We start from the raw sequence: 13731 nt of genomic DNA, 5'->3' as shown, positions 1-13731 counted from the left end.
AATCTGCCTATTTTCGAGCCAGGACAGTGCGCGCCGGGGAGGAACGCGTCAGACGGCTTCGGGGGAGCAGGTGGGGCTGTCGGCTTCGAGCCAGACGACTTCGGTGCGCGAGCGCGCGCCGAGTTTCCGCAGCACCTTCGCCACGTGCTGTTCGACCGTGCGCGGCGACAGGAACAGCCCTTCGGCGATCTCCTTGTTCGTGCGCCCCGCCGCCAGCATGCGCGCGACTTCCCTTTCCCGAGGCGAAAGTTGCGTCCCGTAGCCGCGCCTGCCGCGAGGCGAAGGGGTCCACGCGCCGTGTTCGCGGAGCGCGTGGCGGCAGCGGCCCGCGTCCCTCGTCGCACCGAGGCGGGCGTAGACCTCGGCGACCTCGCCCAGTTCGGCGGTCGCCGCGCTGTCACCGCAGGCCAGCCTGCTCAACGCGGCCCGTTCCTTCGCCCACGCCGCGGCGTAGGGCATCGGGAGGTTCGCGTAGGCCTTCGCCACTTCGGCGAAGTCCGCGCCCGCGTCGGCGTGCTTTCCCCGTGCCACCAGCAAAACCGCCTTCGCCGCGGCGAGCGCGGCGGCCGCGACCGGCGCGTCCCTGCCGTCGATGCCGCGGGTGAACTCGTCGACGAGGGTTTCCGCGGCGTCCCACCGGCCCGCCGCCGCGTACGCCTCGGCCGCCACCGGGATCAGTTCGGCGGCCCACACCCACACGCCCTTGCAGCGCACCGAGGTCATGCCGCTGTCCACGATCGCGCAGGCGGCGGCGATGTCACCGGCGCCGAGCCGGACACGCGCCAGCATGCCCGCCGCGGCCAGCACCACCGGGACGACACCGTGTTCGGGCGCGTGCACGCTCGTCTCGGCGAGATACCGCTCAGCCTCGGAGAATTCGCCGCGCACGGCCGCCAGCCCGCCGAGCACGAGCGCCGCTTCGGCGGTGACCGGGCCGAGATCGGGGTAGCGGCGGCGGAGCGTCTCCCCGGTTTCGGCGAGGCCCGTCCAGTTCCCGGTGAGCCAGTCCAGCCGCAGCCGCGTGCCCCTCGCCAGCTCGATGGTGAACAGCGCGCCGGTGGAGTTGGCCTGCACCATGCCGTCGCGCAGGAGCCGGTCGGCACGCCCGTGGTGCCCGATCCAGGACTGCGCGTCGGCGAGGTTGCACCACAGCCGCGCGAGCTGCACGCGTTCGGCGACCGTGCGCCCCGCTTCGGGGAGCCGTTCGAACTCGGTCCACGCGCTGCCGTCGCCGATGTGCGCGCGGCAGGCGATCCGGTCGCCGGTCAGCGCGAGCCGCAGTTCGGGGTCGTCGAGCCGCTCGTACACCTCGCGGGCGCGTTCGCCCCACTGTTCGTGCCAGCTCAGCGGCATCAGCCCGTCGATCGGCATGGCGAGCAGGTTGATCCCGCGCGCGGCGAGCTCCGGGCGGTCGGACAGCTCGTCGATCGCCTTCTCGACTTCGAGCCGCGCGCGGCCGAGCTCACCGGCGCGGCGCACGAGCAGCAGCCCGAGGTTGAGCCGGATCGTGCCCCGCATGGTCTGGGACAGCGTCCGCTCGGCCAGCACGCGTTCCAGGGTCGCGGACACGTCGGAGCGCAGCCCGCGCAGCGCGATCTTGCTCAGCTTCGTCGCCAGTCGCTCCACATCGGACTCGGCGAGCTTGCCCTGTTCGAGCAGGGCCTGGAGGGTGTCGATGGCGAGCGCGGTCTCGCCGAGTTCGATGGCGCGGTCGGCCGCGGCCTCCCCGTAGCGCTGCCACTGGTCCGGCAGGCCACCGGCGCGCGCGTGCCTCGCCAGGTCGGCGTACGGCGGCGGCACCACGTTCGCGAGCGCGCGCAAAGCGTTGGCGTGCAAGGGTTGCCGCTCGGGTGCGCTGGTCGCCTCGTACACCGCGCGGCGGGCGAGGGTGTGCCGGAAGGCGTACCGGCCGCGGTCGGCCTCGCCGAGCAGCCCGCCGTTGACCGCTTCCGAAAGCGCCGAGGACAACCGCGCGCCGCGCAGGCCCGCGATCATGCCGAACAGGCTCGACTCGCCGGGGGTGCCGAGCACCGCGGCCGCCCTGACCAGGCGCGCGGCGGGCTCGGACAGCACGCCGAGCCGTTCGACGGCCGATTCGCGCAGCAGCACGGGGACCGCGATCCGGTCGAGGACCTGCGGAGACGGTGCCGCGCCGGAAAAACCGAGATCGCGGACGGCGCGCAGGGTTTCGGTGACCACCTGCGGGATGCCCGCGGTGTGCTGGTGCAGCACGCGCACGAACTCGTCGTCGATCCGGGAGAGCCCGAGCACGTCGGTGGCGACGGTGCCGACCGCCTCGGTGTCGAGCGGTCCGAGGTGCAGGGTCGCGACGGGCACGGAATCGGCCGCGCGCAACGGAACGCCGAGCGCGGCACCGGTCTGGCCCGCGCGGTAGGTGAGCAGGAGCGTGAGGCGCCGCGGCGGCTTGGCGACGAGGAAGGCGAGCAGGTCCTTGGTGTTTTCGTCGGCCCACTGCAGGTCTTCGAGCACGAGCACGGTGGGACCGCACGCTTCGAGCAGTTCGCGGACGGCGCGGAACTGGCGGTGCCGCTGGGCGGCCGGTTCGGCCATCGGCTCCGGCGCGGGCGGCAGCAGATCGGAGATCTCGGGGAGCAGCGGGCGGAGTACGCCGGTCACCGGGCTGAGCGCGCCGACGGGCTGTCCGGTGACGGTGCGCAGCGCGTCCAGGATGGGGCCGTAGGGAAAGGGTTCGCGCAACGGCGGGCACGAGCCGGTGAGCACGCGCACGCCGTCGAACTCGTGTCTTCGCAGCAAAGCCGCGACCAGCCTGGTCTTCCCGATCCCGGCCTCGCCTTCGATGAGCAGCACGGCGGGGCGCTCGCCGCTGATCCGCGCGAGGGTGGCGATTTCCTCGTCGCGGCCGGCGAGCACCGGCGTCGGCGTTCGCACCGACACCAATGACGACGGAACCGTTTCGGAAAGGGGCCGGCCTGCCATCCGCACCATGGCGCTCGCTCCCTCGATGGGCGGGCGACTGGGTGCCGCCTGCCAGGATTGGCCGAGCCTAGGCAGTCCGTGATCGGTTCGTAAACCAGGCAGAACGGGCGGTCCGCAAGCGCCGCTCGACCGTACGAAAACCGACCGTCACCGTTTCGCCTACGGAAAGGCAGAGTTTCATCACGGTTAGTAGGGAGTGCCAGGACCGGGTCCCGAAGGACGGCATATCACTCGAAAGTGGTGTACGAATGACTACGTTGAGTGGTTCCCGGAAGTTCCTACTTTAGGCTCGGCCCGATCGGGTGATGTTGAACCGGTGCCCCGCCCGGCCCGGAGGATACTGCGCCATCCGAACCGCGCTGGTGAGGTCCTGCGAGTTGCGTCGTCCCTGAAGGCGTCCTTCAGGGAATCTGACGCCGCGTTCTCGCCCCCCGCGGTGCGGAGTATGCCGCCGCTGATGCCCCGAAGGGCGCCTTTGCGGCATCAGTCTCCCCGAAGGCGACCTTCAGGGCATGCGTAGCGGACCCCACCTGGGCCTCCGTAGCAGCATCTTTCAGGGAAGGCGCACGCCGATTCCGGCGAAGTGGATGACCGAAGCTGATGCCCCGAAGGTCGCCTTCGCGGCATTAGATTCCCCGAAGGGCCCCTTCGGGGCGTGCACGCCGCGTTCCTGGCCCTCGCGAGGCGTGGCATGGCGATGCTGGCGTCCTGAAGGTCGCCTTTGCGGCATCAGTCTCCCCGAAGGCGACCTTCAGGGCATGCGTAGCGGACCCCACCTGGGCCTCCGTAGCAGTATCTTTCAGGGAAGGCGCATGTCGATTCCGGTGAAGTGGATGGCCGAAGCTGATGCCTCGAAGGTCGCCTTCGCGGCATTAGATTCCCCGAAGGGCCCCTTTCGGGGCGTGCACGCCGCGTTCCTGGCCTTCGCGAGGCGTGGCATGGCGATGCTGGCGTCCTGAAGGGCGCCTTTGCGGCATCAGTCTCCCCGAAGGCGACCTTCAGGGCATGCGTAGCGGACCCCACCTGGGCCTCCGTAGCAGTATCTTTCAGGGAAGGCGCATGTCGATTCCGGTGAAGTGGATGGCCGAAGCTGATGCCCTGAAGGGCGCCTTCGCGGCGTCAGATTCCCCGAAGGGCCCCTTTCGGGGCGTGCACGCCGCGTTCCTGGCTCTCGCGAGGCGTGGCATGGCGATGCTGGCGCCCTGAAGGTCGCCTTCGCGGCATCAGATTCCCCCAAGGCCCCTTCAGGGCATGAGCGCGGGAGCGAAGCAGATACGCGGAAGCGGACAAGGTTCGTGAGGGTCGCATTCGCGGCGTTGAGGTCCCTGAAGGCGTCCTTCAGGGCAGGCGGGAGCACCCGCACCCCCAACACCCGATCTCCACAGAAGCGCCCTTCGAGGCCCGCACCGCTCGCCCGCCTACCCCGAGTGCCGCGAGGTCCGGGCCGGAGGCCCGGACACTCCCAACCCGGCCAGGCACCGGCGAGCCGACGTGCCCCGCGGCGGGGAGCGTCCAAGTCGCGTGCAGGGCCGCCAGGCCCTCCGAATTTGCGATGGCGGGGGCGCCCGCGACTCAACAGCCACTCACCTCGAGTGCCGCGCCCCCGGCAGCGCGAATTTCGACACGCGACATCAAACGTTGGTGATCTCTTCGATCAGGGCTTCCACGTCGAAGTGCTCGCTCTCGGCACCGGCGGGCACCAGTTCGAGGGTGTTGGCGACGAAGGATTCGAGATCGGCGAGTTCCATCTCGACGAGCGCGTAGCCGTCGGGGGATTCGATCTCGAGCGCGATCAGGTCCTCGTCGAGGGCGAGATCGGGCCGGACGCGGACGTCGCCGATACCGGAGGGCTCGGTGAGGCCGGTGACCAGCAGGTCGCGGGCGAACACCCACTCGATCCAGCGGCCGCGCTCGCTGCGGAAGGCGATCGTGACCGCGAACGGCTCACTGGCCAGAAAGGACAGTCGCGAAAGGACAGGTGCGGTGCTGCCGTTCATCGACACGAACTGGGTCTGGTGCACTGCGTCGGTCTGCACGGTGCCACTCCTCGCGGTTGGCGAAGGTTCGCGTCGTGCGAACCAGTCGGACAGCGGGGAGAGCGCCGGTGGCCCCGCTCGTGATGCCAGTTCCGTGTCATTCACGCTATCCGGTGGCAGGCGGGGTGAGGTGTAACACTTCGGCCACTGTCTGACGACTTCTCGTGGGAAATCCACAGTGGCCTGGAGCACAGCCCGGTTTTCGCTACCGACCGCAGTTCCGCGGTTACCAGGGGGCCGCGCCGGTGGTCCGTTCAGTCGAGCGGGACGGTGAGCCCGACCTTCACCCGATCCATGGCGACGCTCGTGGTGAAGTGCCGGACATCCGGGTTGTCGAAGAACATGCGGTGCGTGAACGCCTCGAAGCACGCCATGTCGCGGCAGACCACCACGAGGATGAAGTCCGCCTGCCCGGTGACGTAGTAGCACTGCTGCACCGCGTCGTCGGCGAGTGCCTGTTCGCGGAAGGCGTGGATGACGTCGATGCGTTCGCGTTCCATCTCGACCGAGACCACGAAGGTCATCGGCACGCCGAGCACCCGCTGGTCGAGCACCGAGACGTCCCGCGCGATGACCCCGCACTGGCGCAGCCGTTTGATCCGCCGCTGCACCGCGGCCGCGGACAGCCCCACTTCGGCGCCGATGGACTCGGCGATCGTGCGGGCGTCGGTCTGCAGGCGGTCGAGGATCTTGAGATCCACCGCGTCGAGAGGTGGCGTCGGCACGTCGGCCAGGCTATCCGGATACGCCGGACGGGGCGGGCAGGCGCTCGGAGCCGATGGTGTAGCCAGCACCACCGCGCCCGGCGGGGGCGTACTGGAGAATCGGCGCATGGCAGACAGACGGCCCGTGCGGGCCACGGGCAGGGTGCGCGCAGTGGTGTCCGCGGTGCCCTTCTCCCTCATGACCTTGGTCACCGGGCTCGTGGCGATGGTCGCGCTGCCGGTGCTGCTGGGCACGGCCGTGCTGTGCGTGGTCTGGATCGGGGTGTTCGCGCTGCCGGTCGAGTTGCGCCTCCTCGGCAAGGTCACCGATTTCACCCGCGCGCTCGCCGCAAGGCGGCTGGGCGGCACCATTCCCGGGCACGGGCCGCGCGGGCGCTCCCTGCGCGAGCTGCTCGGCGAGCGCGGCACCTGGCGGGACCTGCGCTGGGTCCCGGTGGCGATGCTGTGCAACACGGTGGCGGGCATCTTCGGCCTGACGCTGGCGCTTCTTCCGCTCGTCGCGCTCTTCTCGATCGGGTTCTGGTGGCTGTTCCCCGCGGACGCGCCGATCAAGGTGATCGCCGACATCCCGATCGAAAGCTGGGCCGGCGCCGCCTACGCGGGCATCCCGATGTTCGTGATCACCGTGGTCCTTTCGCTGTGGCTGCTGCCCCTGCTGACTCGCGGGAGCGTGGTGCTGAACGCGAAGCTGCTCGCACCGTCCGAAAAGGACGAGCTGGCGCAGCGCGTGGAGACGCTGCGGGAAAGCCGCGCCGGAGCCGTCGACGCGCACGGCGCCGAGCTGCGCCGGATCGAACGCGACCTGCACGACGGGACGCAGGCGCGGCTGGTCTCCATCGCGATGCGGCTCGGGCTCGCCGAGCGCCAGCTCGAAAAGGATCCGCAGGCGGTCGCGAAGCTGCTTGCCGACGCGCGCGCCGGTGCCGAGGACGCGATGACCGAGCTGCGCACGGTGCTGCGCACGATGTACCCGCCGATCCTCGCCGACCGCGGCCTCGACGGCGCGCTGTCCGCGATCGCCGCGCAGAGCACCGTGCCGACCGAGGTGACCGTCGGCGAACTGGGCACGCTCGCCGCGCCGGTGGAGGCCGCCGCGTACTTCGTGATCACCGAGGCGCTGACCAACGTGGCCAAGCACGCGGACGCGTCCAAGGTGGAGGTGACGCTGACCCGCGACGTGGACGTCCTGCTCGGCCAGATCGTCGACGACGGCGCGGGCGGCATCGACGAGACCAAGGGCACCGGTATCGCGGGCATGCGGCGCAGGCTCGCCGCGCTGGACGGCACCCTGTGGGTGACCAGCCCGGCCGGCGGGCCCACCAAGATCGTGTGGGAGTGCCCGTGCGGATCGTGATCGTCGAGGACAACGTCCTGCTCGCCGAGGGCATCAAGCTCCTGCTCGCCACCGCCGGCCACGAGGTGGTCGAGCACGTGGACACCGCGGCCGCGTTCGTCGATGCGGTGGTCGCGCACGAACCCGATGTGTCCATTGTGGATGTCCGGCTGCCGCCGTCCTTCCGCGACGAAGGAATCCACGCCGCGATGCGGGCGCGGCGCGCCCGCCCGGGGACCCCGGTTCTCGTGCTTTCGCAATACGTCGAGGAGACCTACGCCGGAGAACTCCTTTCCGACGGGCACCCCGGCGTCGGCTATTTGCTGAAGGACAGGGTGGCCCGCGTCGAAGAGTTCCTGGAGGCGCTGGACCGGGTCGCCCGCGGCGGGACCGCGCTCGACCCTGAAGTCATTTCACAATTGCTCACCCGCAAGCACGATCCGCTCGTCGCGCTCACCGCGCGGGAACGGGAAGTGCTCGATTTGATGGCGCAGGGCTTCGCGAATGGCGAGATTGCCGGGAAGTTGACGGTGACCGAACGCGCGGTGCACAAGCACATCGGCAACATATTCGCGAAGCTCGACCTGCCCCCGAGTGATAGCGGGCACAGGCGAGTCCTCGCCGTACTCGCCTATCTGGGCTAACGCGAGCCCGTCCGAGTGAGTGAAATGTGACCTGGAACACAACTGACCGGTCTACCGGTTGGTAGGGCTTAGAAGTGTGCGGAATGGGGTTTCACGGGGTCCAACGAGGAGGGTTCGCAGTGCGCACGCAGGATGCGCCCGGGTTTGCGGGGCGCCGCGCGGCAGTGCTGTGCGGGCTCGGCGGTTATCTGCCGTCACGGGTGCTGGACAACGCGGAACTGTCCGGCCGGATGGACACCTCCGACGAATGGATCCGCACCAGGACCGGAATCGCCGAGCGCAGGATCGCCGATGATATGTCCACTGTGGACATGGCGGTGGAGGCGGGCCGCGCCGCGCTGAACAGCGCCGGCCTCGACCGGGTCGACGCGCTCGTGCTCGCCACCTCCACCCCCGACTACGTGTGCCCCGCGAGCGCGCCGCAGGTGGCCGCCGCGCTCGGGCTCTCCGGTATCGCCGCCTTCGACGTGAACGCGGTGTGCAGCGGCTTCGTCTACGCGCTCGCGACCGCCGCGGGCATGATCTCGGCCGGGATCTCCGGCTCCGTGCTCGTCGTCGGCGCCGACAAGTTCAGCGCCGTGGTCGACCCGGGCGACCGGGGCACCGCGCCGATCTTCGGCGACGGCGCCGGCGCGATCGTGCTGCGCGCGGGCGCCCCGGCCGAGGACGGCGCGCTCGGCCCGTTCGACCTGCACAGCGAGGGCGAGGGCACGGATCTGCTGTACGTGCCGGCGGGCGGGGTCCGGCAGCGGTTCGCGGCCGAGGAGCAGGACAACTTCCTCGTCATGCAGGGCCAGAAGGTGTTCCGGCAGGCGTGCGCGCGGATGGCCGAGTCGTCCCGCGCGGTGCTGGACCGCGCGGGCTGGGACGTGGCCGAGGTCGACCGGTTCGTCGGGCACCAGGCCAACATCCGCATCCTCGACGCGGTGGCGAAGAAGCTCGGGCTGCCCGCGGAGGCCGTGGTCGCGAACATCGGCACGGTGGGGAACACGGTCGCCGCGTCGGTGCCGCTCGCGCTGCTCGACGGCGTCAAGGAAGGCCACCTCGTGCCGGGGCACCGGGTGGTGGTCAGCGCCTTCGGCGCGGGCCTGACCTGGGGTTCGACGGTGCTGCGGTGGCCGGAGGTCACTCCGGGCTGACGGCACGGACGGCCCAGGTCGTGGTGGGGGTCTCGCGGCCGCGGAGCTGAACGGTTTCGTCCTCGGCCCAGCGCGCGCGTTCGCCGGCGGCGGCGGCCGTCAGGGTGACCTCCGAGGCGAGGATGCGGCCGGAGGTGTGCTTCGCGTACTCGGTGAGCCGCGCGGCCTCGTTGATCGGATCGCCGATCACGGTGTACTCGAACCGGCTGCTCGTGCCGAGCTGACCCGCGAACACCGGTCCCGACGCGACCCCGATGCCGAGGTCCAGTTCGCCGTCGGCGCGCACCGCGTCCCTGATCGCGCGCGCCGCGCTCAGCGCCGAGGTGGCCGGGTCCGCGAGCTTCGTCGGCGCGCCGAACACGCACAGCGCGGCGTCGCCCTGGAACTTGTTCACCAGTCCGCCGTGCGCGTTCACGGCGTCGACGACGCTGGTGAAGAACCGGTTCAGCTTGTCGACCAGCTCCTGCGGCGGGGTGCGGGCGGCCAGCGCGGTCGAATCGACGACGTCGACGAACAGGGCCGTCACCTCGCGCACGTCACCGGAGAGCGAGGCGCCGAATTCGAGCGCGTGCCTGGCCACCTCGGTGCCGACGTGCCTGCCGAACAGGTCCCGCATCCGGTCCTGCTCGCGCAGCCCCGCGGTGAGATCGTTCACCGAGGTCTGCAGCATGCCGATCTCGCTCGAATCGTCGACGTCGACGCGCACCTCGGTGCGCCCGCGCGCGATGTCGTCGAGCGCGACCCGCAGCCGGTGCAGCGGCGCCGCGACGGCCTTCGCGAGCAGCGCGGTGGTGAACGCGCCCAGCACCAGCCCGGCCACCGACAGCAGGATCAGGCTGGCCGCCGGGTCGGCGTGGCTCAGGTTCGGCGGAGTCGCCACCAGGAACACGCCGAGCAGCGGGACGCCGCTGGCGAGCGACCAGGTCAGCACGAGCCTGGTCAGCACGGTCGTCGGCAGCTTCTGCTTGGGCTGGTCGACGGCGAGCGCCAGCATCATCACCGGCCGCGCCACCCATTCCGCCGCGAGGTAGGTGATCCCGGCGGTGGTGAGCCCGCCGAGGCCGATCGTCAGCGCGACGGCCACCGCGTCCGCGGCCGAGCCGAGCACGCCCGCGAGCGTGGCCAGCAGCACCGTGCCGACGAGCCACAGCGTGCCGCTCACCCGCGCCATGTCGCCGGGGATCCGCAGCGCGCGGCGCGCCTCGTCCGGGGCGGGCGGCCTGCCGAGGATGAACCACACCGCGGTGCGGCGCTGCAGCCAGGCCGTCCACGCCGTCCCGGCGAGCAGCGACACCGCCACGTACCCGGCGGCCGACACGGTCATCACCCACGACCGGTCGCCGATATCGCCCGGCGTGCCCTGGAGCAGCAGGAGCAGCGCCACCACCCCGGCACCGACCACACTGGACCCGAACCCGAGCACGGCGAACCCGATGCCGGTGCGCAGCACCAGCCTGAACCGGCTCCCGAGCCGAAGTCCCTTGCCCACACGTCGATGCTATGGGTACGCGGCCCAGGGATCTAACGGCCGATCTTGCCCAGTTCGGCGATGTCGCGGCATCAGCGCCGCCACGGAGGTCCCCGCCAGGGTCAGGATGCCTTGACCGCCTTCTCCAGTTCGGCGCGCGTCATCTTGGACCGGCCCTTGACGTCCTGCTCGCGCGCGAGCTTCTCCAGGTCCGCCTTGCTCAGGTCGGACACGGCAGCCTTCTTCTTCGCGCGCTTGCCGCCCTTCCGGCCTTCCACGCTGCGGGAAAGCGCCTCGAACAGGTCGACGACCTTCGTCGGCTCGGCCGGTCCGGACTCCGGCGTGACCGTGCGGCCCGCCTTCTTGTCGTCGATGAGCTTCTTGACGCGTTCGGTGTAGGTGTCCTCGTACTCCTCGGGCCGCCACGGCCCGGTCATCGAGTCGACGAGGCTGACCGCCATGTCGAGCTCCTTGCCGCGCGCCTTCTGCTCCGGCAGCTCCTTCAGCTCCTTCGCGGGGTCGCGGATGTCCGCGGCGAAGTGCATGGTGTTCAGCGTCAGCACGCCGTCACCGGCGCGGACCGCGGCGAGGTACTCCCGGCCGCGCATCACGAAGCGCGCGATCCCGGCCCGGTTCGTCTTCGCCATCGCCTGCAGCAGGAGCACGTACGCGCGGTGGAACTCCTCCTTCGCCGGGGCGAGCCAGTAGGTCCGCTGGAAGTAGATCGGGTCCACCTCTTCGAGATCCACAAAGGACTCGATATCGATCGTGCGCGAGCGGCCCGGCGCTATCTCGTCCAGTTCCTCCGGCTCGACGAGCACGTACTCGCCGTCGTCCAGCTCGTAGCCCTTGACGATCTTGTCGTAGTCGACCTCTTTCCCGGTGCGCTCGTTGACCCTGCGGTACCGGATGCGGTCGGCGGTGCCGCGTTCGAACTGCCGAAAGTGGACCGAATGGTCCTCGGTCGCGCTGTACAACGCCACCGGCACGGTGACGAGGCCGAAGTTGATCGACCCGCTCCAGATCGGCCTCGCCATCAGCCCCTCCTCAGCTTCCGCAACGCCTTCTCCGCGGACGCGCCGCCCTTGTGCAGGTCGCGCCACGGGTCTTCCTTGCGCGCGAGCCGCTTCCCCAGCTTCGCGGGCGGCCAGCCGCCCGGTTCCGCCTTGCCCAGTTCGGCCCAGTCGAGCGGAGTCGCGGCGGCGGCGCCCGGCCGCGCGCGCAGCGAGTAGGGCGCGACGAAGGTCTGCGCGTAGCCGTTGCGGTTGGTGTCGAGGAAGACGCGGTCGCCGCGCTTGTCCTTGCGCTGCGCGGTGGTCAGGTGCTCGGGGTCGCGCTCGGCCAGCTTGTCCGCGGCTTCGCGGGCGAGCGTGCGCACCAGGTCGTGGTCCGCGGTCGCGTCGAGCGGGACGACGAGGTGGAAACCGCGCCCACCGGTCGCCTGCAGGTACACCTCGAGCCCGATCTCCGCGAACTGGTCGCGGGCGCCGCGGGCGATCTCGCGCAGTTTCGCGGTACCCGTGCCGCCGGGCGGGTCGAGGTCGAGCACCATCAGGTCCGGCCGCTCCGGACTGTCCACAGTGGAGGTCCAGATGTGGAACTCGATGGTGGCCTGGTTCGCCAGGTACACCAGCGCCGCCTCGTCCTCGCACACCACGTGGTGCACGGATCCGCCGTCGCGCTGCGGCATTTCCTCGACGCGGACCCAGTCCGGGAAGTGCTCCGGCGCCTCCTTCTGGAACCAGCCCGCACCGTCGATCCCGTCCGGGTAGCGGCGCAGCGTCAACGGCCGCCCCCGCAGGTGCGGCACCATGGCGGCGGCCACCGTCCGGTAGTGCGCGATGACGTCCCCTTTGGACAGTCCGTCTTCGGGGTAGAAAACCTTGCCGGTGTGCGAAACTTCGACGTCTTCGGCCTTCATCGAGCCTCCCGGACCACGTCTTCGGCCGCCTTGTCGTTCCGGAGCCCGACGAACCGCGCGTGGCGCAGCTTGCCGTCGCCGGTCCACTCCGAGAAGCCGATCTGCGCGACCAGCTCCGGCCGCACCCAGTGGATTCCCTTCTCGTGCACGGGTTCGGCGAACGGCGAGGACTTCCGTTCGAGCTTCTTCAGCTTCGCGGTGAGGTCCCGCAGGATTTCCTCGGTGTACCCGGTGCCGACCTTCCCGGCGAAGCGCAGGCCGCTCTCGTCGTGGTAGCCGAGCAGCAGCGCGCCGAACCCGTGCCGCGCGCCCTGCGGATCGGTGAACCCGCCGATCACGAACTCCTGGTCCTTGACGCACTTGAACTTCAGCCAGTCCCGCGACCGCCCGTGCTGGTACGGGGCGTCGGCGCGTTTGGCGATCAGCCCTTCCCAGCCGTTCGCGCAGGCTTCCCGGAAGAACTTCTCCCCGTCGCCGTCGCGGTGCCGGGACAACCGCAGCGGGTCTTCGAAGTCGAAAGCGTCTTCGAGCAGTTTCTTCCGCTGCCACAACGGCAGGCTCGTCGCGTCGTGCCCGTCGAAGTACAGGAGGTCGAACAGGTAGTAGAAGACCTCGATGCCGGTCTTGCGGGCGCGCTCGGGATCGGTCAGGTGGATGCGCGGCTGCAGCGCGCCGAAACTCGTCTGGTTCCCGGCGAACGCCACGATCTCACCGTCCGCGACGAACCGGTCACCGCCGTGCTTCGCCAGCGCCTCGACGATTTCGGGGTAGGCGCCGTTCATCGCCTTCTGGTTGCGCGACCACAGTTTCGGCTCGTCACCGTCACGCGAGCAGATCGCGCGGACGCCGTCGAGCTTGCGCTCGTAGAGCCAGTTCTCACCGGAGAACGGCTCGTGGGTCAGCGTCGCGAGCGTCGGTTCGCGCCAGCCGGGCCCGGTCACCCGAGGTCCTCGTTGGTGTCACCGGAGAGCACGGACTCGGGCCGGGTCTTCGCGGGCTTGCGCCGCCGGTCGGCGCCCCCGTCGTCCTTCTTGATCAGCAACCACTGCTCCTGCCTGCCGGAGTAGCGGGTCTTGACCAGGGAGAAAGCCCCGCTCACCTTCGTCCCGTCGAGCTTGACGCGAAGATGCCCGTCGCGCAACGCGTCACAGGGTGAGCCGTCGCCGAGATGGCTGAACGTGCCGGTGTCCCACACGATCACCGTGCCGCCGCCGTACTCGCCTGCCGGGATCACGCCCTCGAAGTCCACATAGTCCAGTGGATGGTCCTCGGTGCGGATCGCCAGCCGCTTCTCGTCCGGATCGAGCGACGGTCCTTTGGGGACGGACCAGGACACCAGCACGCCGTCGATCTCCAGGCGGAAGTCGAAGTGCAGGCTGGAGGCGTCGTGGCGCTGCACGACGAAGCGCGACCCGGCGAGCCGCGTCGAGCCCTGAGGCTCGGGCGTCCGCTTCGGATCGCGCTTCGAGCGGTACGGGCCCAGCTCGTCCTTCGCCATAACCGCTGG

At 70.4% G+C, this 13731-nt stretch carries 13 protein-coding genes; 5 read left to right on the top strand and 8 right to left on the bottom strand.

Annotated elements, in window-relative coordinates:
* Positions 1-48: 48 nt before the first annotated feature.
* Positions 49-2916, bottom strand: coding sequence for an ATP-binding protein (locus tag ABD256_RS11030; RefSeq protein ID WP_344416402.1), 2868 nt, complete (start codon positions 2914-2916; stop codon positions 49-51).
* A gap of 854 nt (positions 2917-3770) precedes the next feature.
* Between ABD256_RS11030 and ABD256_RS11025 the strand changes: the two genes are divergently transcribed.
* Together ABD256_RS11025 and ABD256_RS11020 are read left to right on the top strand one after the other, a co-directional pair.
* Entirely contained in the window at positions 3771-3917 is a 147-nt protein-coding gene (locus ABD256_RS11025; RefSeq protein WP_344416401.1) for a hypothetical protein, read from the top strand.
* Between the two features lie 100 nt (positions 3918-4017).
* Complete coding sequence (locus ABD256_RS11020) at positions 4018-4164, top strand: hypothetical protein (RefSeq protein WP_344416399.1); 147 nt, start codon at positions 4018-4020, stop codon at positions 4162-4164.
* Positions 4165-4589: 425 nt separating this feature from the next.
* On the opposite strand, the gene ABD256_RS11015 is transcribed toward ABD256_RS11020, so the two are convergent.
* Both ABD256_RS11015 and ABD256_RS11010 read right to left on the bottom strand, forming a co-directional pair.
* Positions 4590-4994 (bottom strand): SsgA family sporulation/cell division regulator, encoded by a 405-nt coding sequence (locus tag ABD256_RS11015; protein ID WP_344416397.1) that lies wholly within the window; start codon positions 4992-4994, stop codon positions 4590-4592.
* Between the two features lie 254 nt (positions 4995-5248).
* On the bottom strand, positions 5249-5719 hold the full coding sequence (locus ABD256_RS11010) for an Lrp/AsnC family transcriptional regulator (protein WP_344416395.1): 471 nt from the start codon (positions 5717-5719) through the stop codon (positions 5249-5251).
* Positions 5720-5825: 106 nt separating this feature from the next.
* Here ABD256_RS11010 and ABD256_RS11005 point away from each other — a divergent pair, with 106 nt between their 5' ends.
* The 3 genes from ABD256_RS11005 to ABD256_RS10995 all read left to right on the top strand — a co-directional run bounded on the left by ABD256_RS11005 (position 5826) and on the right by ABD256_RS10995 (position 8835).
* Positions 5826-7073 carry a sensor histidine kinase gene (locus tag ABD256_RS11005; protein WP_344416393.1) on the top strand — a complete coding sequence of 416 codons (1248 nt, stop codon included), beginning with the start codon at positions 5826-5828 and terminating at the stop codon, positions 7071-7073.
* Positions 7061-7696 (top strand): response regulator, encoded by a 636-nt coding sequence (locus ABD256_RS11000; RefSeq protein WP_344416391.1) that lies wholly within the window; start codon positions 7061-7063, stop codon positions 7694-7696. Before ABD256_RS11005 ends, ABD256_RS11000 begins: the two co-directional genes overlap by 13 nt.
* A 119-nt stretch (positions 7697-7815) precedes the next feature.
* Positions 7816-8835 carry a beta-ketoacyl-ACP synthase III gene (locus ABD256_RS10995; protein WP_425546430.1) on the top strand — a complete coding sequence of 340 codons (1020 nt, stop codon included), beginning with the start codon at positions 7816-7818 and terminating at the stop codon, positions 8833-8835.
* Here ABD256_RS10995 and ABD256_RS10990 read toward each other — a convergent pair.
* The 5 genes from ABD256_RS10990 to ABD256_RS10970 form a co-directional block, all read right to left on the bottom strand.
* Positions 8822-10324, bottom strand: coding sequence for an adenylate/guanylate cyclase domain-containing protein (locus tag ABD256_RS10990; protein WP_344416389.1), 1503 nt, complete (start codon positions 10322-10324; stop codon positions 8822-8824). The two genes, ABD256_RS10995 and ABD256_RS10990, sit on opposite strands and share 14 nt — an antisense overlap.
* 101 nt (positions 10325-10425) lie before the next feature.
* Complete coding sequence (gene ku, locus ABD256_RS10985; RefSeq protein ID WP_344416387.1) at positions 10426-11340, bottom strand: non-homologous end joining protein Ku; 915 nt, start codon at positions 11338-11340, stop codon at positions 10426-10428.
* A complete protein-coding gene (gene ligD, locus ABD256_RS10980; protein ID WP_344416385.1) occupies positions 11340-12224 on the bottom strand; it encodes a non-homologous end-joining DNA ligase in 885 nt (294 codons plus the stop codon). Before ligD (ABD256_RS10980) ends, ku begins: the two co-directional genes overlap by 1 nt.
* Positions 12221-13165, bottom strand: a complete 945-nt coding sequence (ligD, locus tag ABD256_RS10975) for a non-homologous end-joining DNA ligase (RefSeq protein ID WP_344416383.1) — start codon at positions 13163-13165, stop codon at positions 12221-12223. Before ligD (ABD256_RS10975) ends, ligD (ABD256_RS10980) begins: the two co-directional genes overlap by 4 nt.
* Positions 13162-13722, bottom strand: coding sequence for a DNA polymerase ligase N-terminal domain-containing protein (locus tag ABD256_RS10970; protein ID WP_344416381.1), 561 nt, complete (start codon positions 13720-13722; stop codon positions 13162-13164). The genes ligD (ABD256_RS10975) and ABD256_RS10970 overlap by 4 nt, the downstream gene beginning before the upstream one ends.
* Between the last annotated feature and the right edge of the window lie 9 nt (positions 13723-13731).

Source organism: Amycolatopsis minnesotensis (assembly GCF_039529815.1).
Lineage (GTDB): Bacteria > Actinomycetota > Actinomycetes > Mycobacteriales > Pseudonocardiaceae > Amycolatopsis > Amycolatopsis minnesotensis.
This window is presented reverse-complemented; position numbering and strand designations above follow the sequence as displayed.